General features: G+C 45.9%; 21 protein-coding genes and 2 pseudogenes. 4 read left to right on the top strand and 19 right to left on the bottom strand.

Annotated elements, in window-relative coordinates:
• Positions 1–140 precede the first annotated feature (140 nt).
• A complete protein-coding gene (locus tag BM415_RS16725) occupies positions 141–1,031 on the top strand; it encodes a diacylglycerol/lipid kinase family protein (RefSeq protein ID WP_091160008.1) in 891 nt (296 codons plus the stop codon).
• 3 nt (positions 1,032–1,034) lie between these two features.
• On the opposite strand, the gene BM415_RS16720 is transcribed toward BM415_RS16725, so the two are convergent.
• The 6 genes and pseudogenes from BM415_RS16720 to BM415_RS16695 all read right to left on the bottom strand — a co-directional run bounded on the left by BM415_RS16720 (position 1,035) and on the right by BM415_RS16695 (position 6,076).
• Positions 1,035–2,597, bottom strand: coding sequence for a histidine kinase N-terminal 7TM domain-containing diguanylate cyclase (locus BM415_RS16720; RefSeq protein WP_170862520.1), 1,563 nt, complete (start codon positions 2,595–2,597; stop codon positions 1,035–1,037).
• 189 nt (positions 2,598–2,786) lie between these two features.
• Positions 2,787–2,972 (bottom strand): annotated as a pseudogene (locus BM415_RS16715) (LLM class flavin-dependent oxidoreductase); the annotation flags it as partial.
• A 2-nt stretch (positions 2,973–2,974) separates the two neighbouring features.
• Positions 2,975–3,655 carry a YdeI/OmpD-associated family protein gene (locus BM415_RS16710; protein ID WP_091160005.1) on the bottom strand — a complete coding sequence of 227 codons (681 nt, stop codon included), beginning with the start codon at positions 3,653–3,655 and terminating at the stop codon, positions 2,975–2,977.
• A gap of 231 nt (positions 3,656–3,886) precedes the next feature.
• The gene (locus BM415_RS16705) at positions 3,887–4,642 is read right to left on the bottom strand and encodes an SDR family NAD(P)-dependent oxidoreductase (RefSeq protein ID WP_091160004.1); all 756 of its coding nucleotides are present in this window, start codon (positions 4,640–4,642) and stop codon (positions 3,887–3,889) included.
• 339 nt (positions 4,643–4,981) lie between these two features.
• A complete protein-coding gene (locus BM415_RS25630; protein ID WP_244533478.1) occupies positions 4,982–5,446 on the bottom strand; it encodes a DUF6944 family repetitive protein in 465 nt (154 codons plus the stop codon).
• Positions 5,447–5,530: 84 nt separating this feature from the next.
• Positions 5,531–6,076 carry a hypothetical protein gene (locus BM415_RS16695; protein ID WP_091160002.1) on the bottom strand — a complete coding sequence of 182 codons (546 nt, stop codon included), beginning with the start codon at positions 6,074–6,076 and terminating at the stop codon, positions 5,531–5,533.
• A 267-nt stretch (positions 6,077–6,343) separates the two neighbouring features.
• On the opposite strand from BM415_RS16695, the gene BM415_RS16690 reads away from it, so the two are divergent.
• Both BM415_RS16690 and BM415_RS16685 read left to right on the top strand, forming a co-directional pair.
• Positions 6,344–7,255, top strand: coding sequence for a phosphatidate cytidylyltransferase (locus BM415_RS16690; protein ID WP_091160000.1), 912 nt, complete (start codon positions 6,344–6,346; stop codon positions 7,253–7,255).
• A gap of 127 nt (positions 7,256–7,382) precedes the next feature.
• Positions 7,383–8,000 carry an acetate uptake transporter gene (locus tag BM415_RS16685; protein WP_091159999.1) on the top strand — a complete coding sequence of 206 codons (618 nt, stop codon included), beginning with the start codon at positions 7,383–7,385 and terminating at the stop codon, positions 7,998–8,000.
• Positions 8,001–8,079: 79 nt separating this feature from the next.
• On the opposite strand, the gene BM415_RS16680 is transcribed toward BM415_RS16685, so the two are convergent.
• Together BM415_RS16680 and BM415_RS16675 are read right to left on the bottom strand one after the other, a co-directional pair.
• A complete protein-coding gene (locus BM415_RS16680) occupies positions 8,080–9,213 on the bottom strand; it encodes an SGNH/GDSL hydrolase family protein (RefSeq protein ID WP_091159997.1) in 1,134 nt (377 codons plus the stop codon).
• Between the two features lie 71 nt (positions 9,214–9,284).
• Positions 9,285–9,845, bottom strand: coding sequence for a pyridoxamine 5'-phosphate oxidase family protein (locus tag BM415_RS16675; RefSeq protein WP_091159996.1), 561 nt, complete (start codon positions 9,843–9,845; stop codon positions 9,285–9,287).
• A 235-nt stretch (positions 9,846–10,080) separates the two neighbouring features.
• Here BM415_RS16675 and BM415_RS24775 point away from each other — a divergent pair, with 235 nt between their 5' ends.
• Entirely contained in the window at positions 10,081–10,266 is a 186-nt protein-coding gene (locus BM415_RS24775) for a hypothetical protein (RefSeq protein ID WP_139237005.1), read from the top strand.
• Between the two features lie 151 nt (positions 10,267–10,417).
• On the opposite strand, the gene BM415_RS25150 is transcribed toward BM415_RS24775, so the two are convergent.
• The 11 genes and pseudogenes from BM415_RS25150 to BM415_RS16610 form a co-directional block, all read right to left on the bottom strand.
• Positions 10,418–12,028, bottom strand: a complete 1,611-nt coding sequence (locus tag BM415_RS25150; RefSeq protein WP_170862519.1) for an enhanced serine sensitivity protein SseB C-terminal domain-containing protein — start codon at positions 12,026–12,028, stop codon at positions 10,418–10,420.
• Positions 12,029–12,323: 295 nt separating this feature from the next.
• Entirely contained in the window at positions 12,324–12,695 is a 372-nt protein-coding gene (locus BM415_RS16665; protein WP_091159994.1) for a hypothetical protein, read from the bottom strand.
• Positions 12,620–13,557, bottom strand: a pseudogene (locus BM415_RS25625) (rhamnogalacturonan lyase B N-terminal domain-containing protein). Before BM415_RS25625 ends, BM415_RS16665 begins: the two are co-directional and overlap by 76 nt.
• 489 nt (positions 13,558–14,046) lie before the next feature.
• Entirely contained in the window at positions 14,047–15,093 is a 1,047-nt protein-coding gene (locus BM415_RS16650) for a siderophore ABC transporter substrate-binding protein (protein ID WP_091159989.1), read from the bottom strand.
• 269 nt (positions 15,094–15,362) lie between these two features.
• Complete coding sequence (locus BM415_RS16645) at positions 15,363–16,130, bottom strand: iron ABC transporter ATP-binding protein (protein ID WP_091159988.1); 768 nt, start codon at positions 16,128–16,130, stop codon at positions 15,363–15,365.
• Positions 16,127–17,086 carry an iron chelate uptake ABC transporter family permease subunit gene (locus tag BM415_RS16640; RefSeq protein ID WP_091159986.1) on the bottom strand — a complete coding sequence of 320 codons (960 nt, stop codon included), beginning with the start codon at positions 17,084–17,086 and terminating at the stop codon, positions 16,127–16,129. Before BM415_RS16640 ends, BM415_RS16645 begins: the two co-directional genes overlap by 4 nt.
• The gene (locus tag BM415_RS16635) at positions 17,073–18,029 is read right to left on the bottom strand and encodes an ABC transporter permease (RefSeq protein WP_091159985.1); all 957 of its coding nucleotides are present in this window, start codon (positions 18,027–18,029) and stop codon (positions 17,073–17,075) included. Before BM415_RS16635 ends, BM415_RS16640 begins: the two co-directional genes overlap by 14 nt.
• Positions 18,030–18,231: 202 nt before the next feature.
• Complete coding sequence (gene mqo, locus BM415_RS16630; RefSeq protein ID WP_091159983.1) at positions 18,232–19,767, bottom strand: malate dehydrogenase (quinone); 1,536 nt, start codon at positions 19,765–19,767, stop codon at positions 18,232–18,234.
• A 596-nt stretch (positions 19,768–20,363) separates the two neighbouring features.
• On the bottom strand, positions 20,364–21,950 hold the full coding sequence (gene pckA / locus BM415_RS16620) for a phosphoenolpyruvate carboxykinase (ATP) (protein WP_091159979.1): 1,587 nt from the start codon (positions 21,948–21,950) through the stop codon (positions 20,364–20,366).
• Between the two features lie 245 nt (positions 21,951–22,195).
• The gene (locus BM415_RS16615; protein WP_091159978.1) at positions 22,196–22,909 is read right to left on the bottom strand and encodes a response regulator; all 714 of its coding nucleotides are present in this window, start codon (positions 22,907–22,909) and stop codon (positions 22,196–22,198) included.
• Positions 22,910–22,937: 28 nt separating this feature from the next.
• On the bottom strand, positions 22,938–24,533 hold the full coding sequence (locus BM415_RS16610) for an ATP-binding protein (RefSeq protein ID WP_091159976.1): 1,596 nt from the start codon (positions 24,531–24,533) through the stop codon (positions 22,938–22,940).
• Between the last annotated feature and the right edge of the window lie 258 nt (positions 24,534–24,791).

The following is a 24,791-nucleotide window of genomic DNA, read 5'->3' as shown; positions in this document are numbered from 1 at the left end:
CGGCAAATGCTTTTGTGAAAAATAGAAGGTATGCGGACGATTTTTTCTTATTTTTTGCGGATGTCTGCTTGGAGAGTATTCACTAGGGGAGTTCTTCGGGTAAAGATTATCAAAATGATAACCAAGGAAGGAATAACGATATGAAGCAGGCTATGATTATTATCAACCCTTCATCCGGTAAGGAAGAAGCACTTGCCTATCTCAAAGATGTACAGGCGGTCTTGGAGGAGCAGGGCTATCAGACTGCCGTAAATGAAACGGCGAAGGAACATGATGCAACGGCATTCTGCATCTCTGCCTGTGAGGACTGCTATGATCTGGTTGTCTCCATTGGAGGAGACGGTACCCTGCATGAGACCCTGAATGGCTACATGGATCAAGCACACAGGCCCAAGCTTGGTATTGTCCCTCTCGGCACTGTCAATGATTTTGCTAGAGCGCTTCATATCCCGCTTGATCCGGCTGAGGCGATCCGTACGCTCCGTTCCACCCGCTTGAAGCCGATTGATATCGGATTGATCAATGATCGCATTTTTGCCAACGTCATTGCGGTCGGCATGCTGGCCGAAGTCTTGGCTGATGTGAGCTCAGAGCAAAAGTCGAAGCTCGGTGCGTTCGCTTATTACAAAGAAGGCATTAAACGCCTCGTGAACAGCCCGTCCAATCATCTGATTATTGAGCATGATGATGAAACATGGGTGGGTGAATCCCCCTTGTTCGTGGCTGCATTAACCAACTCTGTCGCCGGATTTGAGAAGATGGTGCCTCATGCCTCCGTGGATGATGGACTAATTCACTGCTTCATCATCAAAGATATAAATGTCTTTAACACACTTTCTGTCGGCACTTCGCTCTTGCTCGGGAATTTAAAGGAGCATTCCGACGTGGTGTATTTTACAGCGAAGGAAGTTCATGTTCGATCCGAGGAGTCGCTGTCCACCAATATAGATGGTGAAGTCGGTCCTTCTCTGCCCCTCCATCTGCGTATTTTATCCCGTCATATTGATGTGATCGTTCCGGAGGAAGATTAGATTCTATACTTGTATCCATTTTCTAAGCGGATAAACACTGTTTCTCCCCGATTTCTTGGCGGTATACAGTGCCTTATCTGCTTCCCTCATGAGGGACTGAGTGGAATGCTGTCCTTCGCCAGGGACGATACCGGCATGAGCTACACCAAAGCTGGAGGTTACACGAACTTCTTGATCCTCTACGAGCATTTGGCGTCCAGCAATATTCTCACGAATCGATTCCGCGAGCTCACACGCTTCAGTCAGGTAGGTATCCGGAAGCCACAGAATAAATTCATCTCCGCCGTAACGACCCGCAAAGCCTACACCTCTGAGTGTCGAATGAATCGCATCCGCCACATGAGTCAGCACGATATCTCCCGCTTCATGACCGTACGTATCGTTAACTTCTTTGAAAAGATCGATATCGAACATTATAACGGAGAGCTCCCCGCCATGCTGGGTGTACTCACGAATGACCTTATCCGCTTCTCTCAATAGTGCTGTTTTGTTCAGGAGCTGGGTTAATCCGTCCGTATCTGCCAGCTTCTTGAGCTGTTCTTGCATATGAATGCGTTCTGTGATATTTACAAAGGTAATAATGCGGCCAATCGGCATCCCTTGCTTCATCATCGGCGTAAATCTGACGTGAAAATGCTGATTCATTCCATTTACTTTGAGCATATAGTCAAACTCCAGTCCACGACGAACCGACTCCTCCAGCTCAGGATAATCCTGAAGCGCTGCCGATGCCGATTGCCCTATGACCTCCTTGGTCATTCGTGGAAACACGGTTAGTACCGTTTGGTTGTAATCAACGATGATGTCCTTGTCATCCAAGACGACAACCCCTTCCCTCATATGCTCAAACACCATCTCTCTGGCCAGAGGTACTGCGCTGAACATCTGAAACCGGAACAGGGCGATGCTGTGAAATACAAAGGACAGACTAATAAAGACAGGCCCGAGATCTATCCCGTAAGGACTCATACCAGCCAAGTAGAAAAAAGCGCCGATAATCGGCACAAGATTCCCAGCCGCCATCGTAAGAATCTGCCTCCGAAAGGCAGGCGCTGCCTTGCCCCATTGTACAAGCAGAATTGCAGCACTCGCGATAATGCATCCGTACAGATAAGCCGAGTGCACCGCGAACCACGGTCCATAAGTGAGCTCTACGATCGGAAAAGGAGCGTTCTCCCGGAGCGTCACGGAGGTGTAGTACAGATGATGCAGCTCGTTCGTGCTTTGTATAAGTGTCGTCGTCACTGGAATCGCAAACAGGAAATAATAAACCCATTTATTTAATGCCACGCCGACATATTGTGTACACATCAGCAGCATGAATGCAGGAATAAGCGGAAGCGGAATATATTCGACCGTGATCCAGAACTTGATCTGCATCAATGTCGTGCTGGTGAGCTCCGCCGCATAGGCAAATGAAAAAAGGGATGCCATAAATGTCATCCAGACATAGTACATCCCGCCAGGTGCATTCTTAAGTCTCAGCAATCCGTATATGCATAAAATTATACTTATACTGCCGCCAGCCGTAATCATGAATACCGGTATGCGCAGCTCTTCTGCCATCTTCATCTACTCCATGGTTGCTTTTTTATAAATTATAAAACAGGTTGTTTCGGTTCTCTAGCCATAAATCTACATAAAACGACTTTATTCTACTATATCATGATAGGACTAGTCGTAGATTGCTATTTTTGTAACGCAAAAAAGATCCTCACTCCTTACACTCAGGGAAGGCTTGAAGATCTTATATGATCAATCACTGTAGAACAATCTCACTGATTTAACCTTCGTACCGATCAGCTCAATGGCCGTCATGAACTCCCCATGCGGTATTGTTCCAAGGGGGCCGACATTTTTACGTAAATACATGATTTTCTCGCTCACCGTATCCGGGTCACCTACACGTAGAGCCCCTTCAAGACTGCGGGCTGCATCATAGCCTAGCGGCGCATCTGCCCTTGATCCTGGCGGTACAGCTCGCGGCTCTTGTACCCTTTTCCCAGAATCATTTTCATTTCTTCCCGCCGATTCTCCCTCGTTGGCTCCTGCTTGGCACTGTATACGTAGCGCGCCCAGTCCTTCTGATATCCCGGTGTAAGGGTAAGGTAGAAGGCGAGCAGCTCCGGCTCATTTTGTAAATCCTGCTCAATATTTGGAATCATGGCGACATAATCCTCCACTCTCTGGCTTGCTCTGGAGGTCTCCTTGCTCTTCCGCTGTTCCTTCTTAAGCCCTACCACGGTAAATACGTCATCCATGCCCACCATACGTGCAAATTTGATGCTGCTTCTCCCTACATAGCCGTCCTCGTCTGTCCCTATTCCTCCCAAGATCTCGTCACGGTGAATGTATGTAGAGTATACCTTGTTGCCCTTCTTGGGATAAGCAAAGAATAGGTAACCCTTCTCTTCCAGTAAATCCTCCTCGATTACCCTTCTCACCTGTGACTTCATCTGCTCCATATCCAGCACGAAGGCAAAAATGAGATCATATTTGCTCTTTGTCAGCTCATGATCATACGCCCCAAGCTCTGCAAAATAATCGATGTCTGCAGGCAAATTCAGCACAGCCTTACGGGTAAAGTTATGTAAATTCAGCTTTTGAACGATTGTTTTAGTCATCTTCAGTTCACCTATCCATTCTTATATTCTGTGCAAAAAAAGCAGCAAAAACTTTCACTAGAAATTATATCGAACGAAAAACATAAACACGAGTAAAACAAAATCAATACTTTTTATTAAAGCAGTTCAGGTAGGTTGAGATTGATTCATTCTGGGTCAAATTAAAAAATCGGCGCATAAACGATCTTAACGTCTATACACCGATCCATGTGCAAGCTATTGAGGCGGCTCTTATTTTGTTTTGAAGCTCAGGAAACCATCGTCTACTGGAAGCGTTGTTCCGTTAATCGCAGAAGCAGCATCGGTAAACAGGAAGGTTACAACGCTCGCTACTTTTGCCGGCTCAATCAGTTCGCCGCGCATATGCTGTTCAGCAAGGAATTTCTTCGCTGCTTCATCTTCACCAAGAATCGGCGTATTAATGAACCCAGGAGCAACACCCACTACACGGATTCCATGCTCAGCCAGCTCAAGCGCACCAGATTTGGACATCATCACCACAGCAGCTTTGGCTGCGTTATAGTTGAAGCTGCCGACAGCAGCAATCGTTCCATAGATGGAAGCTGTATTCACGATTGTACCTTTTACGCCAAGCTCAACCATTTTCTTAGCACCGTAATACATACCGTAGTATACGCTGTGCTGGTCAACATCAATTACACGATGATAGGATGCAGGATCCATTTCAAGGAATGGTTTAACAAGCCCAATACCTGCATTATTGAAAATACCGCTGAAGGTTCCGAATTTCTCAGCCGTGAAATCGATCAACGCTTTGATCTCATCGCCTTTGGATACGTCTACTTTGTATGCAGCCGCTGTACCGCCTTGCGCTTCAATCTCGGATACTACTTTCTTTGCACCATCTTCATTAAAATCGGCGACAACGATCGTTGCCCCTTTAGCCGATAACTGCAATGAAGCTTCTCTGCCGATACCGCTTGCTCCACCTGTAACGACGATCACTTTTCCGTTTAATTCAGACATAATTCTGGACTCCTTTGCATATAAATTAAGTATATTTAATATAGTTACTAACTATTTGTATTATACTTCCATGTCACAGTTTTGTCAAATATAGTCGAACTTTATTAGTTGGAATCTTCGTGACTAAAGTCATGAACGCAGCCCTATTGTTTATATGTTCTCCAATTAGAGCAATTTCATTTACCTTAATACTGTGCAGACAAGCCAAACGTTTCATCAATGGTGTGACTGTAATATTGAACTCTTTTGTACGTGAAGCACCAAGAGCAGACGGATCAATGATCCGCCTGCTCCATTCTGTCGTTATGCTCTTATCTATTTCTATGGTTATGTTATTTCTTAATCTGACGCTTCTGTCGCGATCGCCTCTATTGAATTCCCGATCGATTGCAGTAAGTTACCGAAGGCATTCCAGTTGTTGGCGCTCTTATTCGTGACAAAGGGAGTTTGCTGCAAGGTAAGCTCCGCCTGGACCCCATTGGCAATCGACTGGATATAGTTGCCTATAATAACGAGATTCTGTCCCTCGTCTTGTGTCTCCGTGCTTTTGGATAGGATCTTGGTCTGTCCGATGGCTGCGATGTTCGTGCCGATTGCCTGCAGCCATGTATAGATAGCAAGCTGTACATTAATATCCTGCTGGAGCTGCTGAGACTGCTTGTTAGCCTGGTTTTGCTGACCCTTCTGCCTCTTTTGCGGGGACTTATTGGCGTTGTTCCGCTTGCTCGGCTGTGGCAGCTTCTTCTTCTGCCGTGGAAGCTGGCGCCGCTCCAGCCGCTTCTGCTGCTGTCGCTTAGCGGGCACAGTACATCCCTGCTTTCTTCTGAATACTGTCGTTTTTATAGTATATGTAGGTCGTGTCCACAAGGATCATTATATTGATAGAATTCAACCTTTGTCAGGTTCATACTCGCTGAGCTTGCCCTCATAGATCAGCTTCAGCCGATCACATTGGCGAAAATCATCCGGTGTCACTAGTGCAGGCAGCTTATTCCATAGCTTGATTCCGGACCGCTGCAATATTTCAGCGACAAACTGGGAACAAAAATAGGAGTTGCTGAACTCCACCGGCTCTTTGAGCGTAATACCAATTACGCCAAGGATATTGTAAATATATTTACGATGACTGCGAATAAAGATCTGCAGCACTCTCTTCATCTTCACTACCTCTCGGTCTGTGACCCTTAGCTCATATAGAACACATGTCGTATTGGGATATTTGCTGAATGTACCGGTCTTAATATCCTCCTTGACGAATCCGCCATTCAGCGGATTGTTCGGATGCTTTCTGCCAAAGCTGTACAGCTCCGAGAGCTCCCGATCAAACGAAATGGAGGCATGATTATAGGGGGCCCTTGTATAACTCTGGATCATTTTCGTAAAGAGCGTCCCTGTATTCGTAAGCAATATATAAACTGAACGCGAAGCTTCCATTTTTCAAATTTCCCCTTATCAAGATTGACCTGTTCCTTCATAATAACATATGATCCTAATGGTGGAATTTTAGAATAATCAAGGTCTTCTGAATCAATTTCATAACTCATTAAAAAGGTGTATTCGAAACTATATATAGACAAATTAAATCATTTTGATCTATATATACTCTTGATTTAAGCAGCTAAATGTATATGAAATTGATTCCTTCTGTCCGCAGTTTTCATTCCTTATATTCGAGAATATGAAGAAGTTGGTGACATCACATTGAGCAGTTCTTTACATACCCTTATCGTTATTCTTACGTTGTTAGTTGCAATTCATATTATCTATCATATCATCGGCAAGGTTCAGCCTGACAAGGACTATAAGGCGATCGGCCAGCGTATCAAGACCTGGTGGGGCATGTTCTTCATCTTCTGTCTGGCAACCCTATTCACCCCAGCGGTTTCGCTCTTATCGCTTATGGTGCTCTGTTTTTTCTCACTGAGGGAATACTTCTCCATGATCAAGACGAGAAAGGCAGACCGCAGACTGTTTCTATGGGCGTATTTGTCGATTCCGGTACAGTTCTATTGGATTTACATTGGCTGGTACGGCATGTTTATTATTTTTATTCCCGTGTATGTGTTCCTCTTCCTTCCGCTGCCGCGACTGATCAACAAAGGCACCATTGGATTTGTACGCAGTGTCAGCTCTACCCAGTGGGGACTTATGCTGATGGTGTTCGGTCTCAGTCACCTGGCCTATTACCAGTTCGCTGCACCCGAATATGGAGCTGGAATCGTCTTGTATCTCGTGCTGCTGACACAGCTTGGTGATGTCGTTCATTATTTGGCATCTCTTTATTTTGGCAAGCGGAAAATTGTACCCACATCCAATCCCTATTTAACCTGGGAAGGGTTTGCCTGCGCGTTTCTCGTAACGACGGCCGCCGCTTATTTTGCCTATCCGCACCTGACGCCGTTCGATTTGAAGTTCGGCCTTATTACAGGGATGCTGATAAGCCTCAGCGGATTTTTCGGCAGCTTGACGATTTCTGTGCTTAAGCGGGATTTACTGCTCGGTGATGACAAGCCGGAGGCACCAAAAAAAGGCTATCTCAGCCAAATCGACAGCTTAACCTACACTTCTCCGGTTCTGTTTCACTTTATCCGGTATTTCTTCGATTTCATGTAACATTTGTAGTAGATTAAATTGTCATGATGCGCTAAAATGATTCAGCATGAATCTTTTTCATAACTTTTCAGAAATAGATCAAATGGATGCACCATATATTAGATTACTGGAGGCTTTAACAAACAACATGTCAAATACATCATCGACTCAAATTAAGATCGTGACGGCTGATCCCAGCGGTATCGGCCTATTCGGCCTGGCTATTGTTACACTGGTCGCTTCTTCCCAGAAGCTGGGCCTGACCGAGGGACTTAGCCTCGTCATCCCATGGGCTATTTTTCTAGGAGCATTCGCTCAATTGTTCGCAAGCATGCTGGACGCCAAACACAATAACACCTTCGGCATGACCGCCTTTGGAGCTTACGCTTTCTTCTGGTTCGCTACAGCCGCCAGCTGGCTGACGAACATGGGCGTGTTCGGGGAGGCGCTTGCAGGTGCAGCAGATGGCAGACAGCTGGGCTTTGCTTTTGCCGGTTATTTGATCTTCAGTCTGTTTATGACCATTGGAGCTATGGAGACGCATAAAGTGCTGTTCTTTATTTTCGTTCTGATCGACCTGCTCTTCCTCGGTCTGACGCTGGATGCGTTCGGCATTGCGCCACACGTCTTCCACACGCTGGCAGCCTATGCAGAGCTGGGTATCGGACTTCTATCCTTATATGGAGCGGGCGCCGCCGTGCTTAACACGCACTTTGGGCGGACCTTCCTGCCTGTAGGACGAGCATTTGGCATTTTCACAAAATAATAAGCTGCCGTCGATTTAAATCCATGTGCATCAGGCCATTTCCCGATATAAGGGAGACGGCCTGTTTGTTTATATCCTGCTATTCAGATTGAAGGATGCCTTTAATATAACCCGCTAATGCTGTGGCTGCTTCCTCATGAGCTAATGCGCCGGGATGACTTCTCGCACCCATGGCAGCTTCCGTCATATTCGGCATCTGGAAGACAGATACCTTGCGATCCGACGACCTCGATATGTATGCATCCACTCCCCGATAAATCGCCGGCATCATCGGTATTCCGAGCATGCCGTAGGCCCAGACGATATGAGCATTCTTATTGTTCTTTCGAAGGGTGACAAGGAACTGCTCTACTGCGTTTTCGAATGCCTGTAAGTCCTCTTCATGATAGCTACCATCCGGATTCAACCGCTGCTTGTGGCTTCTTCTACCTGCTTCATCCCTCCACTCAGGAGAGTGAAAGGCACCTCCATCATTCGTGCCCAGATTGACCACAATGACATCCGGCTGCCATGCGGCAAAATCGTTCTGCTCCTGCACACCAAGCTCCCGGTTCCTCTCCCCTGGAAGGAGGCCGCAGACCTGCTCGTAATACCGGGGCATATTGGCCTTCGGATTGTTATCCCAGCTTGTGAGCACACCCCAGCCGCTCTGGGACAGGATGCGGTATTCCGCATCATTGAGCGCTGCTGTAGTCATCGCGCAATAATTGCTGACAGCACTAAACCACATCGGAATCCAGTCCTGCTCCGACTTTGCGCCAACAGCCCCTTCCCCGGAAGTAATACTGTCGCCGATAAATTCCAGCTTCAAAGCCCGCTCTGGGACAGGCATAAACTGGCCATCGCCCTTGACAGCATGAAATTGCAGCAGGGCATCGGGATCAGCACTCATAGCCTGAACCTCTTTGATGATTCGCATATTTTTGACCGTATTATCATTCATGCCTCTGAATAAGCAGATCCAGTATCTGCCATACGTGAGCATCTGTCTCGCTGCCGGTACCCCGTTGATCAGAATAGAGATCCACTGTTCATGCTGGCTGTAATCCACTTCGACTTCGAGCCAGAGCTCGGAGCCTGTGCTATTCAATTCAATGCCACTACCGGTCCAGAATAAAGTAAGTGGAGCGAGCCTGCCCGTCGTTCGTCCGTGTACCTTAAGATTTGGAAGATCTGATAGCTGATGTACTTGCAGATTCAGATTTTCTTTCATTTTCCCACTCCTTATGAAATTAAAAGATGTTCATTGCTTCCATACTCTCAGGTGAATTATTAATACTAGCTTTATGGTTTAAGGCGTTTGCCGAGCGGAGTGGGCAAACCATCTATGCTTGCACTATTTTTCTGCTCCCAGTAGCTCTTCAGTCCTTCTTCCCCTTTTTGATCAGCCCATCTTTGGAGTGTATCCCTCTCCTTCTCAAATGACATGAACGGAATAGAGTACCCGCAAGAGGTGTGCACCTTATGAATATCGAGGGCGATGATTTGTCTCGCTCCGGGCAGTGGGTCAAACTGAGGATAGAGCACTTCCCATTCCTTCGTCTTGGGCAGCACCACTCTACCTGTACCATATAGGCGCAGTATATTTGGCGGGCCCTCAAATGCACAAAACATGATAGTTAATCGTCCATTTTCTTTGATATGAGCGCTTGTCTCGCTGCCGCTTCCGGTCAGATCTAGATAGGCGACCTGGGTGTCAGACAGCACTCTGAATGTATCGTATCCTTTCGGTGATAGATTCACATGACCATCCTGCGATAATGCCGATGACCCTACGAAGAACAAATGCTGTTTGCTGATAAACTGAATATGCTCTGGCAGCATGGCCGGAAACTGCTTCGCCATCTTCGTTAACCTCCCGAGGTATTCAAATTCATACTAGATTCGATTCATACTCCTATACACAATTCCATTCGCCGATGTATTCTCCTTCCAGCGATGAAGATAGTGTATCTGTGACCGCCTTATCCGCCTTATTGCATCCCTTAGATGGACAATCACCTTTTCTCCTAATCTTTCATTTACATATCATAGGTTAGTGAAAGACTTCTAATTCTCTAGGATAGAGAGGAGTGATGAGGTGAGCAGAAGACTAGAGCATCTTGTAAAAAAACAAGGTGTATCCATCATCACCTGCACGAATCGACGCAGCTATATGACTCCGCTTTTTCTAAATTACAGCAGACAGCTTCACTCGACCAAAGAACTGATTATCGTCGTAAACAACGACCAAATTCCTCTAGAGCCCTATAAGCCGCTAATATGAGAGATATCCGTTCCGGGAGTGGGCTGGTGGATCTGGTTAAGAAGTATACGAAGGCTTAACGCTGCTATCTAAAAAAGAACGGAGCAGCATTTGATGCGCAGATCCGTTCTTTTATATTGTACACTTGCTAGACTTCCAACGTTTATTTAGATCAAATAAACCCAAACCGTTTCTTCTTATATAATGGTTCCGTATCCCTGACATGCTCGGCGGCCCAGCCATCACTACCCGTAATATCGAGCAGTGATCCGTTCAAATGAGGTGTGGCTGCTTGGGCAATGCCTCTGAACAACTCCTCCTGGCTCCCTTCAAAATCGACGATGAGAAGATAGCTCTGTTCCTCTCCTTTGACCATCCACTTTAAATAGGCCTTCTTGACGCCCTTCTGCTTCTTCAGATATGCCTTTATCGAGTGGGCGAGAGGTTCTGACACCTCACTAGGATCGCCGATCTGCAGCGTTGTTCCCTGCAGAACCGGCACTTCCTCAATTGTCGCAGCTAGAGGCTGATTCTTCGTCTGATCTGCAGCTACACTTTCGTTCTGAGCTCCATTATCAGTGGTACTCTCTGTCTCGTGATCAATATGAATATCATTTCGCGCTCCTGTTGTTGAGTCATTTGGTGCTTCCGCTGAAGCCTCATTCGGAGCTTGGCTTACTACTTCATCTAATACTGCATTGGTTGCACGATCTGGAGCATCAGCAGGTGCTTGGGCTGGCACATCATCCGTATCACTCTCTTTTACGGCCTCGTTTGGAGCTTCCTTAGAGGATTCGACCGCTGCTGCAGCGAGCTCCTGTCTGTACGCCTCAATCATCTGCTTGTTTTTCTCATGGATGGGAATCGCAATCCCCCTGCAGTTAACCACAATTCCATCCATTCTTGCCGATATTGCCAGAATGTCATCGTATGTGGCAATGTTGCTGCTCCACACCTTCTTATCATAAGCCTTCTCGAACTCTTTCCAGTCTGTAAATACAGGCAGCCATTTAGAATCTCCCTCGCCGCCCAGTACGGCAAATTGTATTCTTGCACCTTCCTTGATCGTCTTTCTGCCCTGCTCATCCGGTGCGGACGGCACTTTCTCATCCAGCTGCATGGGAACTAGATACTTGGCACGAATGACTTCATACAGCATCTTGGCCTCATACTCCTTGGCCAGCTGTCTGGCTCCTTCTCCGCTCCTTTTGATGCCAATGAATTGAAAAAAGCGAATGATGGCATGCTGCAAGTCTGGGTTGGTTACAGGAATATTAATCTCGGGTGTATTGCCGAAGTCCGGTGGGGGGAGCAGTTCATCCCGATCCAGCATAGTGTGATATTGACCGTTATCTACGAGTATTTTTCGCAGCCCAAGCATGTGAAGCTCGCCGAGCATCTTCATCAGATCTTCCTTGCCCACCCGCTTCATCTCCAGCATCAGCTGCTGCTGCAAGAAATAATCGGCTGCATGTGAAGCATATTCCTCTGTGGAGAACATCCAGATCCGATCCTCTGCATCGATGTAAGGGTAATTTGTTTTTTTCTCATAGGCTATGTATAGCGCTTCTGCATCTTTTACTTTCTCGTGCAGCACGTTAAATAACAGGCTTATTCTCTCATCCAGCTTCTTAGCGGGTACAGCCTCCTTCGATTTCAAATGCTTCCCCGAATGAATGAGAAAGATCAGTTCTTGTATTTCCAGTTCATTGCATTCATCTACTAATATATAGGGGCTCAGCAAAAACCTTCTTCCTAATTCGTCCTTTCGTTTCTCGTTCATCCATATTCCCTCCGTCTCTGAAGTTGTAGTGAGCCTTATCAGCTCGGCTAGCTGAGCTGTTTCCCAGCTCCATACAGCGCTCTATACATAATGTAACATAGATTCATCTCTCTCTATCACTTTATCCGTACGATTCTTCATGAATAAACCGGCGTTGCACCTACAACAAGCATAGGGCAAGAGCCGGTTCAAGTTGAATCAATTTCATAATACCTTCAGCTGCTTGAGTTATGAAATGGTTCTTACCCTACTGATTAATTTAACAGTTCGACGGCATCATAGACCCAGCCTGCACTCAGCCAATTGCCCAAGCTGGAAACTTATTTGTTGCACTGCCGACCGCATATGTTACAGGACCCCAGCTTGGATTACGACTGTCGGAAGGATGCCGAACCGAAATGGTCTGTCCGTTCAGGAGCTTCCTCGGTGTACCATCCCAGTTCCCTATACGACAAATAGCAGAAGCTGCGCTTGGATCATTGTTAATGGTCCGTGTATTCACCGTCGTCGTTGCATTTGCATTCACGGTGACATTTTCCGTATATGCCGCCAGTTCGCCTTTGTATACCGTCATGGTATACGTTCCTGGAATCATCCCGTATCTAGAGGCCGATCCGGTAGAGGAAGCCGTTGCCCAGTATTGGGCACTGCTATTGGCAAAGCCAATCGTGTACGTGTAAGCTGAATCATACCTGAAAGACCGTTAAGCACAACATTACCTCGGCTGGACACCCAGCCCTGCAGATTAAGCCCAGACATCCAGCTGAAGTCAGGTACTGCCGGAGTAGAGCCTGTTGTGAAGATCAAGGCATATGGGCCATGAAGCCCCATTCTCCAATTCTCTGTCTGGGCATGTCCGGAATTCATATAGTTGTAGATCTCTGTATCCCCGCCACTTTGGAACTGGATATCACGGAAGAATGGACCGCCGGAGCTCTTCTCCCGATTGCCATAAGCCATGAAGACACCGACTCCATTTCCCGTAGCACCGCGTATCGTCAAATCCTTGGCTTGATCATTACCATAATATTTGGAGGTTGTCTGTCCATTCGAATGTCCAAACACATCCTGGCTCTCAATCGTTCCCGTCGTTCCTCGATTGTTAGAGTTTGCCGGCACACCGGTGAGAACGTTTCCATTTCCTTGAAAAACATAGCGCAGCTCTCCACTGATGGCTGGGCGGTTACGTAAGTCGCCATATAGATAATATTCTCACCGCCGCGAGACGAATAATAGTGGGTTAATGTATCGGTAGATACCGTGATCAGGACCGTAGAACCCGAAGGAGATTTGCTCCAAGTCACATTTGCAGCCGATCCGAGACCTGAAGCAATGTGAGACCCTTTGCCCCCTGAGCTGCTCAGCTCCGTGCCATTCATCTTGGCCGAAGTAATGTCGCCATTATCCTTATTTACGGTGTATTCAAGTCCTGATCCTGTATTGACTACAATTGAAGATCCGTTATCCGTCACATATACTGTTGCAGCATAGCCCGTATCTGACGGGTATAACACCGCTGCACCAATCATGATAAGTATAAGAAAGATGCTAACCATTTTCTTCGCTGAACGAATGTCCACCATCTATTCCTCCTTCATCTTCACTTTCTTAATTCTGCTCTACCAATTACAATGTTAAGCGCTTTCATTATGGAGTTTATTAATTAACTCATTCGTTAATTATGCTGAGAAACCAAGATCTCTGGTTAGTTTTTGGGTAGAGCTCAATTAAACTTGTAAACGACTCCTTATAACCGCCTTATAAAAACCTATATTATCAAGCACATCAAGTGTAAGTCTCAAGTTAAATCCATTATATTATATTAAATGGTATTTTACATAAGGGTTTGGCAAATAAATTTAGATGAATAGAACTTGTTAATGCATATGCAAATATATAACAGCGAACATATTGGCTTCACATTTCCATATTGTGCATAAATATCTGACTATATAAAAAGGACTGCTGCAGAAAATACACGCTTTTCTGCAGCAGTCCCTCATTTTCAATTGTTTATGTTATTTCAATTCAGCCAATACTTCTTCAATCTTAGCAAGCTCAGATTGCAGGCCGCCGCCGCTCAGGTACCACAGTGGACCATCGAGGTAAACGACACGATCGTTCTGGTAAGCTGCTGTTTTCTTGATGATGTCATTTTCCATATCTGCTTCGATGTTCGATTCGCTGCCTGTAGCTGCTGTACGGTCGATAACGAACAATACTTCAGGGTTGAATTCCAAGATCGCTTCAAATCCGAAGTTAGAACCATGGGAAGAAGATTCGATATCCTCTGTTACTGGCTTGAATCCGTATACTTCATACATATACCCGAAACGAGATTCTGATGCAAATCCAGACAGGTTGCCTTCATTGTACATTGTCACCAGTGACGTCTCAAAGTTGCCTGCCAAAGTATTGATTTCTTCTAGTGCTGCATCGAATTTAGCAGTGTACTCTTTAGCTTCAGCTTCTTTGCCGAAAATTTTGGCTGCCGTGTCAACAGAAGCAAGGAATGTGTTCCAGTAATCATCTTGCTGTGTACCAACGAAGAGTACCGGAGCGATCTCTTTCAGCTCTTCATAGTAAGCAGATTGACGACCGGAGATGAAAATAACGTCTGGCTCAAGCTCAGCGATATCTTCCAAGAGCGGGCTCTTCAAGCCACCTACACTTACATAGTCATCTGAAGCATACTCTTCAAGATGGGCTGGTAACGTGGAGTCTTTGGCAACACCAACAATTCCTTCAACACCCAGTGCATTCAGTGTATCTAAGAAGCCATAGTCGAATACAACGACTTTCTCTGGCATTTTTTCAAATGTAACATCTTCATAGTTGATGGTTCCGGTCTCTTCACTTTGAGATGAACCAACCGTAGGAGATACAGTTAGTGGGTATGTAGCAGCTGATTCTGCAGCTGTTTCATTGCCGCTTGCAGTTGTCTCATTCTCAACGACTGCTGTTTCGTTCGTTTCTTCCGTTGTACTTCCTTCTTCCGTTGTGCCGCATGCTCCAAGCATCAAAGCGATGGCAAGTATTGCAGAAGTGAATTTCCACTTTTTCATTATCACTATTCTCCCCTTTTCGTTTCTTTTATTTAGAATGATAATCATTATCATATTGGTGATAACGATTCTCATTATATTTCTTTAATACATGAAAAGTCAAACGTTTTTTACAAAGTTTTGAAAATATTTTCTATTTAATTTAATAAAATGTTCACTATTTCTTACTGTTGATGCTGCCTACTCCTAAGAGTGATCGCCTTAGGAAACGCGGATAAATCAGCTGTTTGCAGCTGTTTCTCAGGCTTTAATTCAGCCAGTTCCTGATCTTACGAGTGTGCATCAAAATAGACACAAATTCGGTTACCATTCTGCTCTTGTACCGGAATCGTCATGTCATAGATATCGCGCAGGGCCTCCGTATTAATAATTTCGTGTGTCGGACCGTCCTTTACCAGCTTGCCGTCTTTAAGGGCTACGATCCGGTCAGAATATACGGAGGCAAAGTTAATGTCATGAAGCACGATAATGACCGTTTTGCCCAGCTCGTTAACGAGCTTGCGAAGTATTTTCATAATTTGGACAGAGTGCTTCATATCCAGATTGTTGAGTGGTTCATCCAGCAGAATATAGTCCGTATCCTGGGCAATGACCATAGCGATAAATGCACGCTGCTTCTGTCCGCCTGACAATTCATCCAAATACTTATCCTGCATTTCGACAAGATTCATATATTCGATCGCTTGATCTACGAACTGCTCATCCTCCGCGTTAAGGCGCCCTTTTGAGTATGGATAACGTCCAAAAGAAACCAACTCTCGCACCGTCAAGCGTACGTTAATAAAGTTTGACTGCTTCAGTATGGATACCCGCTTCGCGAACTCGCTGGACTTCCACTTCTTCACGTCATTCTGGTCGATAAGCACTTCCCCAGTATCTGAATCGAGTAAACGGCTGACCATAGACAGCAGGGTAGATTTACCCGCACCATTCGGACCAATGAACGATGTGATGAGCCCTGATTCAATCGTTACCGACACGTTCTCCACAACAGGCTTTTTGCCAAATCGCTTCGTTAATCCTTTGATTTCTATCATCTTCCGGCCGCCCTGCTTTCTTTGAGTAATAAGAATATAAAGTAAACTCCGCCGACAAAGTTAATAATTACGCTTAATGTGGTGCGCAGTTCGAGTATATGCTCGACGAGAAATTGTCCGCCTACCAGTGCGATAATACTAATTAGGCTGGCCCCCAGGATCAATATAGAGTGTTTATAGGTCACTATAAATTGATAAGCGAGATTGGCCACAATAAGTCCAAAGAATGTGATTGGACCTACAAGCGCTGTAGATGTCGCAATCAGCACGGAAGACAGGATCAGCACTCTCATGACCATGCCGTCATAGTTAATACCTAGATTGATCGCATTCTCTCGGCCCAGCGACATGACGTCGAGCTTGTGCATAATGCGATAGCCGTAAATAAATGCAATGCCAAGAATCACAATAGAGACGTATAACAGGTCGTCCTTCACGTTGGTAAAGTTCGCAAAGAGACGGCTTTGAAGGCTTAAATACTCTACCGGATCAATCAGCACTTGCAAGAAGGTGACGAAGCTGCCGAGCAGTGTCCCCAGGATCATCCCTATCAATAACAGCAAATAAATCGGATGCTTATCCGCCCTGAACAAGAACCGATACAAGATCAGCGCAAACAGGACCATCGCAGCAATCGCTGCGCCAAAATTCAAGTACTTATTCAGCACCCATACCGACATGGAGCCTGCAAAGAAATAAATTAAGGTCTGCACGACCTCATACATCGAGTCCAATCCCATCACAGAAGGAGTCAAGATCCGATTATGCGTAATGGTCTGGAATACGACGGTTGAATACGCAATTGCGATACCTGTTACAACCATAGCCCCGATGCGAACCATGCGTCTTGGGAAGGCGTAATCAAACCCGCCTTTTATGTCATAGAAGGCGTAGAGCAAAATACAAGCAATGCCAACGATCCCTAGTAGAATTAATTTTGTGCTATTTTTTTGCATATGCTCTCCCCCTAAATAACATAAATAAGAAGATCGCACTGCCAATTACCGCCACCGTTACGTTAACTGGAATTTCAAAAGGATGAATTACAATGCGCCCCACAATATCACAAGCTAACAGGAATACGACACCAAGTGCTGCGGTATGCGGAATGGTTTTACGCAGATTATCCCCCAGATATAGCGACACAATGTTAGGCACAATAAGTCCCAAGAACGGTATAACACCAACGGTCAGCACAACAGTTGTAGCGATAATCGCAACTAAGATAAGTCCTATATTCAGCACTGCTTTATAACTTAGACCTAGATTCTTGGCAAAATCCTCGCCCATCCCTGCGACCGTAAATTTGTTGGCGTATAAATACGCCAGAATTACAGCCGGAACACTCAGATACAAGAGTTCATAGCGTCCTGCAATAACCAGGGTGAAGCTTCCCATCAGCCATGAAGAGATATTTTGAAGCAAATCGCCTTCATAAGCGAAAAAGGTCGTGATTGACGATAGAATATTACCGTACATAATCCCGATGAGCGGAACGAAGATAACATCCTTAAATTTAATTCGATCCAAAATTCTCATAAATACTAATGTACCTGCAAGCGCAAAGACAAAACAGAAGATGACCTGCCACGTATAGCTGACATTCGCAAAGAAGAGCATGGATATCAAGATTCCCAGCTTCGCTGCGTCGAGCGTGCCCGCCGTGGTGGGTGATACAAATTTGTTGCGGCTTAGGGACTGCATAATCAATCCCGCGATACTCATGCCTATGCCTGCCAGTATGATTGCCATTAAGCGGGGTACCCGACTGATAAGGAAAATGTGCATTTTTTCCGTATTACCATTGAACAAGTCAAAGATGTTAATATCAATCGCACCAATAAATAGCGAAACAAATGACAGGACTATAGCTGCCGCTATTAACATCCATAGTCTCATGTGTATTCCTCATAAATATGTATTTTTTATAATGATAATGATTATCATTATAAGTATGAGTCAATTATATTTTAAAACCTTTCGATTATCAAACCATTTTCCATATTTATATATAAAAGCCTTAAATCCAAGCTCGGATTCAAGGCCCCTATACTATATTATTTATTTTAATCCAGGCAATTTCTATGCTAAGCTGAAGCAGCTACATGCTTCCATTAAGCTTCATTGGTGAAGTTTTGATAGAGTCCTGCTCTATACTCCCAATACCTAATATCTCGGACGTTGATGCAGAGATCTTCTGAAGCATCGCGCGATCCTCTACCAGCGATATGCCATAGGAAGGAATCATTTCTCTTATCTTCGGTTCCCACTCTGTCATATACTGCGGGAAGCACTTATTCAGTACCTCAAGCATGACATGAACGGCAGTAGAAGCACCCGGAGAAGCGCCGAGCAATGCAGCTATCGAGCCATCTGCAGAACTAACTACTTCTGTACCAAATTGAAGGGTTCCTTTGCCGCCCTCCTCTGTGTCCTTGATCACCTGTACGCGCTGGCCGGCCACGACGACCTCCCAATCCTCGCTTTTGGCATTCGGAATAAATTCGCGCAGCTCCTCCATGCGCTTCTCATTGGAGAGCATTACTTGCTGGATCAGGTATTTGGTAAGTGCCATTTCTTTAGCACCTGCCGCGAGCATCGTCATGATATTGTTCGGATTAACGGAACCGATCAGATCGAAATAGGAGCCCGTCTTTAGAAACTTCGGTGAAAATCCGGCAAACGGCCCGAACAGCAATCCTTTCTTGTTATCAATGTATCTGGTATCCAAATGCGGAACCGACATAGGAGGGGCACCGACCTTCGCTTTGCCGTATACTTTGGCATGATGCTTTGCGATGACCTCCGGATTGTTGCAGACCATGAACAGACCGCTTACCGGAAAGCCTCCAATATGCTTGGATTCCGGGATGCCGGTCTTTTGCAGCAAAGGCAGACTTCCGCCTCCGCCTCCGATAAAGACGAACTTCGCCGTATGATATTCGGTTTGTCTGCTATGGATATCATGTACCTTCACTTTCCACAATCCATCACTGGTACGCTTGATATCCTTTACGCTATGGTTATAGTTGATCTCCACATTCCTGCTCTTGAGGTGGTCAAACAGCATGCGCGTTAAAGCGCCAAAATTGACGTCTGTGCCGGAGTCAATTTTGGTGGCAGCAATCGGTTCATTCAGGGTACGGCCTTCCATGATCAACGGCATCCATTCCTTCAGTTTCTTAGGATCATCAGAGTATTCCATTCCTTGAAACAGAGGATGATTTGAGAGCGCTTCAAAACGATTTTTCAAGAAAGAAACATTCTTCTTCCCCTCCACCATGCTCATATGAGGGATCTGCATAATAAAATCCTGAGGATTACGAATGAATTTGCGGTTTACAAGATAAGACCAGAACTGTTTGGACAGCTGAAACTGCTCATTAATATTGACGGCTTTGCTGATATCGGCAGATCCGTCCGGTTTCTCGGAGGTATAATTAAGCTCGCACAATGCAGCGTGGCCTGTACCCGCATTATTCCATTCATTAGAGCTTTCTTCTCCCGGCTTTCCAAGCTTCTCAAACACTTTGATTTCCCAGTTCGGAGCGAGTTCCTTGAGTATCGCACCCAGCGTTGCGCTCATTATTCCTGCACCAATTAAAATAATGTCTGTATTTATCTGTTCGTTGCTCATTGAAACCCTTCCTTATCGTATATTTGAAAAAAAGGGTAGGCGCTCTGCTACGATGTCACAATAAGCATAAGCAAGGCGTCACCTAGGAACACAGATCGTATGCTCCAATTGTTACCATACCATATCTGTTGTCTTATTTTGTATAAATTAATCCGTGTTCTTCACTCACCATTATAAACGATTCACTATGGATAAAAAAGTATAAAGTCTTTATTACTCCTTGTCGTACGAGTCCCGATTCAAAAAGAAACGGGTCCCCGCACTAGGGAACCCGCTTTCGCGCTATCAGGATTTGCGTAAAGACAAAATGCCGCATAAGGTAGAATATGGTGTATCCACTAAAGTGTTCTCAGGCTCGGTAAATAGACTAACTGCACCAACATTGAATATAACTCCTGTTACGATGGTTGAATTCAACAATCCGTACGCGTTTAACACCCCGACAGTTGTTTTAATTAACTTCTGGCAATAACTCATTCCAATTGCGGGAGTTTACCCTATTTGTGATTTTATCGTGGAGCGAACGCTCGCGCTTCAACAAATATAGCCCTCAAATGACCTTGGGCCATTTGAGGGCTATTGTTAATACGTTGATTTTACGTTAACACCGGACCTGCCATTGCGATATCTTCCGGGACAACGCTAATGAATTTTTCGAAATTATGGTTAAAAAGTAACGCCAGCTTGCGAGCCTGGACCATATAGTTGGATTTGTCGTCCCAAGCGTTTATCGGCTGCAAAATATCGACTGGAACCCCGGGCACCGAGTCGGGTATAGGCAATCCAAACACGGGGTCTTTAGCATAAGACGCATTCTTCAGCGTTCCGTCCAGTGCTGCAGTAACCATGGCGCGAGTATATCGCAAATTGATTCGTTCGCCGATACCGTATGGCCCGCCGATCCAACCGGTATTAATCAGGTAAATATCGACGTTATGCCGCGTAATTTTATCGCTCAATAAATCCGCATATACACCCGGGTTAAGCGGCAAGAACGGCTCTCCAAAGCAGGCGGAGAACGTCGCTTCCGGATCGGTCACTCCTCGTTCGGTACCTGCGAGTTTCGAAGTGTAGCCCGACAAGAAATGATAGATCGCTTGCGGTTTCGTTAATTTGGCGACCGGGGGCAATACGCCGAAAGCATCGGCGGTCAAGAATACGATCGTGTTCGGGTGTCCGGCCGCACCACCAGCAAAGGCGTTCGGAATATAATCCAGAGGATATGCGGCTCTCGTATTTTCCGTGTAGCTGTTATCGTCGTAGTCTGTAATACGGCTGACGGAATCTACGACGACATTTTCGAGTACAGTACCGTACTTGATGGCGTCCCAAATCATTGGCTCTTTCTCAGCGGAAAGTCCAATACACTTTGCATAGCAGCCGCCTTCGATGTTATATACACCCTTATCGGACCATACGTGCTCGTCGTCACCGATCAACTGGCGAGCCGGGTCGGCCGAAAGCGTTGTTTTACCTGTGCCGGATAGACCGAAGAACAAGGCAACGTCGCCTTTTTCCCCAATATTTGCGGAGCAATGCATCGGGAACATGTCTTTCATCGGCATCAGGCCGTTCAGAATGCTGAATACGGATTTCTTCATCTCGCCGGCATACATCGTACCACCGATCAGCACGATCTTCCGCTCGAACGAGATGAGAATGAAGGTTTCGCTCGAAGTTCCGTCGATAGCCGGGTCGGCTTTAAGTCCCGGAAGATCGATGATCGTAAAATCCGGCTGCCCGGTGAACGGATTGTCCGCCGTAGGGCGAACTAGCAGTTGGTGCATAAATAAGTTGTGCCACGCCAATTCGGTAACGACGCGGAATTTCATCTGATACTCGCGGTCTCCTCCGGCAAATCCGTCAAATACGAATACATCGCGGCTGTTCATGTAATTTTGCGCTTTCTCGTACATCCTGAGGAAATGTGCTTCGGAGATCGGACGGTTAACAGATCCCCAATGAATCGAATTCGTGATGCCCGGCTCATCGACAATATATTTGTCCTTCGGAGAACGGCCAGAATATTTACCGGTTAATACTTGCAGGGCACCAGTGGAAGTCAACCGACCCTCGTTGCGGGCTAAAGCGAGCTCTATCAAGCTCGGAACCGAAAGATTATCATGGACGACGCCGGTATCTTGGAGCAAGCGCATTTCATCAGTAATAATTTCCGAACTCATAGTTGTTACCCCTCTCCATTTGGAATGTTTACAACTCCGGGCTGGCGTCACCGGGAATATTGATGAATTACTCTCTCACAAATCCCGGTACGCACTTGAAAGCGCGTTCAATGATCCAGCGAATCAGCTGGAGACAATCCATGAAATATACTTTATTTGATTATATAGTGAACATTATTTATCGCAACTTAAAGTGAATTAGATTCATTTTCGTCATATATTTCACGGGAGAGGGGCAACCCGTATCAGCTTGAATGCCAACTGTATTTTCGCTCTGGACGGCCCACTGTACCATAGACGGTTTCAACATTCAACTCGTTTATCGATACCATGTATTCCAAATATCTTCTTGCAGTCGAATGGCTAGTGCCGGCGAGCTCGGCCACTTCGTCTGCTCCGACCGGTTTGCCGATGGATTTAATTGTCTCTCTCATCGTTTTTAAAGTAAATCTGTCAATGCCTTTCGGCAGTTGCGTCGGTTCTGCCTGGGACTTCAATGCGAATCTCTCTCCCTGGCCGACAGCCCGGAATAACCGGTCGACTTCTTCTTGCTCCATCGTCTTCTTCCGGGTCAATTGCTCGAATGCTTCAGCATACCGCGAGAGGATGATCAGAAATTTGTCAATCATAATCGGCTTGATGAAATAACTGAACGCCCCGCCGTGAATCGCTTGGCTAACCGTCTCCGTATCATTGGCCGCAGTAATCAGGATGACATCGATTTTTTCATTCTTCTGGCGCACGTTTCGAAGCAAGTCCATCCCGTTCATATCCGGCAAATGCACGTCCAGCAGTATCAAATTCGGTGTATACACCTCCAGCAGATCTAGCGCCTGAGAGCCGGTTGCGGCAGTGGCCACCACTTTAAACCGTTCCTGTTTGTGCGTAATTTGTTCGTATATTTTGGCCGCTGTGGGGTCATCTTCTACGATCATAACCTCAATCGGAGATTGATTCACATGAATACCTTCTTTCTGATAGGACTATTTATGATAATTTCGGTATCACTACGGTAAACCTCGCTCCGCCCGCTCCGCTCTTGTCGATATAAATGGCGCCATGTAGGGCCTCAAGCTCGTGATTCACAAGTGCCAGACCCAGCCCCCTGTTTCTTCCCGGCTTGGAGGAGTATCCGTCGGAGAAGATGACACCGGTCTTGTCTTGCGAAATGCCGGGTCCGTTATCCTCGATGTCGAACACAATGTCATTTCCGAAATCCGTGAACGAAACAGAGACTTCAGCCTCATGGCCTCGCAGCTCCAGCGCCGCTTCAAGACCGTTGTCGATAATATTACCGATGATGGTTACGAGAGACTTCGCATCCACACTAACGGGCAGGTCGATTAAACGGCTTTCGGGATCGATGATAAGATTGATCTTCATTTCTTTCGCCCTGTTGATCTTCCCTAGCAGGCATGCCGCAATTAACGGATCTTTTACGGATGAAACCAAAAAAGCGATGATATCCTGCCGCTCCTTCACCTCGTCCGTAATCAGTTCTAACGCTTTATCGTAATGCTTTAGAGCAAGCAAACCGTAAATCGTATTCAGCTTGTTCAAATACTCATGGTTTTGCGCGCGCATGTTGTCGGAGAACGCTTTTATTTTGGAAAATTCATTGGTAAGCTGCTCAATTTCAGAAACGGCATAAAAAGTGAACACGACACCGATCACCTTGCCCCCTTGAATAATCGGCATTGCCGTCAACGCATAAAGCCGGCCGTCAAAGAAAACCCTTCCATGCTGTACGCCCCGCTTCGATTCGATAACCTCCTGCATCACCGTCTGCAGTTTCGGATTGGAAAGCTTGCTGCCGACAGCAAAAAGCTGCCATTCCGGCAGTTCGCGGGCCCTCTTGTTCATATGGATAATGTTCTGCTGCTTGTCGACGGCGACGATTGCATCACGGATTGACTCGAATGTTGCTTCGCGCTGCCGGTACAGGAATGAAATTTGTTCCGGTTCAAGTCCGAGGAAGAGTCTCTTCACCCGGCGTGCGATCAAATACGCGCCCGCACAGCCAAAGACAAGAAGCAGGCTCGCGAACCCATACAGACCGCGGCGATAGGTTTCGCCCACATCATTAATTTTATCCGTCATAAACCCGACAGATGCGATGCCGATAATTTCCCCTTCAGCGCTGCGGATCGGCGCTTTTCCACGCAAGGACGCCCCTAGCGAACCTACCGCTTCGGAGACAATCGACTGACCGCTCAGAACGGAAGCATTATCTTCACCCTTCATCATTTCACCAATGCGGTCCGGATCCAGGTGGGAGTAGCGAATTTCTTCCTTGTTGCCGATGACGACGTAACTCGCCCCCGTTTCTATGCGAATGGACTCCGCAATCGGCTGAATGGCGTCAGATGGATCGGGCGCGGCGAAAGCGGCAATAATCCTCGGATCGTGCGCCGTCATTTTCGCAACCGTCAACACTTGCTGACCCATGTATTTGGTAATAATCTGATCTACTGTAAGCGAGAAAACCGTCCAGAAGAGGACCAGGCTTGCAATCAGAACGGCGGATATCAAGAGAGCAATTTGGGTAAACAAACTGACACGAATCTTGTTCATTGTCCGCATCTCTGACCTCCCTTGCTGTATCTTAAAAGTTATACTTTATTAGAATAGAAGGATCTAAAGTCTACCATTGTCTATGCTGCTAGATTTGTCTATTGTACCAAACCGATGAATTCGCTTCCACACCGTAAAGTCCATAAATTTTATAAAAATAATGATAATAATTTATTAAATCTATTCGTCTTGAAGTTGCTTGTTTATAATTTAAGAAATTATCCAAATTTGTAACCGCTTTCCGAAAGCGCTTCACCCGATGTTGTA

The organism is Paenibacillus sp. 453mf, assembly GCF_900116105.1.
Lineage (GTDB): Bacteria > Bacillota > Bacilli > Paenibacillales > Paenibacillaceae > Paenibacillus > Paenibacillus provencensis.
Note: the sequence above shows the minus strand (reverse complement) of the source record. Positions and strands in the feature narration are given on the sequence as shown.